The organism is Cognatiluteimonas telluris (assembly GCF_011320095.1).
GTDB lineage: Bacteria > Pseudomonadota > Gammaproteobacteria > Xanthomonadales > Xanthomonadaceae > Cognatiluteimonas > Cognatiluteimonas telluris.
Map to the genome: position 1 here is coordinate 1 of NZ_JAANOY010000104.1, position 888 is coordinate 888.

1 protein-coding gene is annotated in these 888 nt (G+C 63.6%); it reads right to left on the reverse strand.

Features of this window, described 5'->3' with window-relative positions; translation table 11 throughout:
* Positions 1-675: 675 nt before the first annotated feature.
* On the reverse strand, positions 676-888 hold a 213-nt coding region (locus G7B67_RS13350), incomplete at its 5' end, for a hypothetical protein (RefSeq protein WP_207780951.1).

Sequence of the window (888 nt, forward strand, 5' to 3'; positions counted from 1 at the left end):
CTAACACCTGAATTAAGCCGACATGCGTAGTGGAGGCAAAAGGCGGTTACGCTTTTGGTAACCGCCTTTTGCTGGAACGAAGCAAGTTCGGCTTGAATGAATCGTTAGGCCGCCATTTGCCCACAAGAGCCATTCGGTAGCAAGCCACACGCTTGACCTGAGGCCGAGGGAGGCGGCCGCGCGCCAGAAGCTACAGGCGCCCATCCCAGATGCCGCCTGGTGGCATGGGATGCGGCAAATGCCGCCGGACGGTCCGGGCGCACCCCTGGGCAACTCGGGCGCGACCCGCGGAATAGCCGAAGCCGCTTGTGCCGAAGCTACGCTGCCCGGCCGCGCGCCGGGAGCTGCGAGCGCCCAACGCAGATGCCGCCAGCAGCCTCGACGAGCGGAACTGCCGTCTGGAAGTACGAGCGCCGCTTAGAGAACTCCAAGCGCGACCGAAGAGGGTGGACGAAAGCGACAAGTTACTCACCGAAGCGAGCCAATTCGAACCGCCGCATTGCCACAACAGGCCTGCTCTTAGCGGCCTAACACCTGAATTAAGGGGAGCCGCGAAGCGGCTTCCCCTTGAATGAATAGTTAGGCAGCCATTTGCCCACAAGAGTCATTCGGTAGCAAGCCACACGCTTGACCTGAGGCCGAACCAGTCGGCCGCGCGCCAGAATCTACAAGCGCTCAGCCCAGATGCCGCCTGGTGGCATGGGATGCGGCAAATGCCGCCGGAAGGTCCGCGCGCACCCCGACGCAGATCGGGCGCGACCCGCGGACTAGCCGAAGCTGCTTGTGCCGAAGCGAAGATGCACGACCGCGCACCAGGAGCCGCGAGCGCCCGGCATTGGTGCCGCCGGTAACCTCGATCGCCAGTACTGCCGCGTAGAGATACGAGCG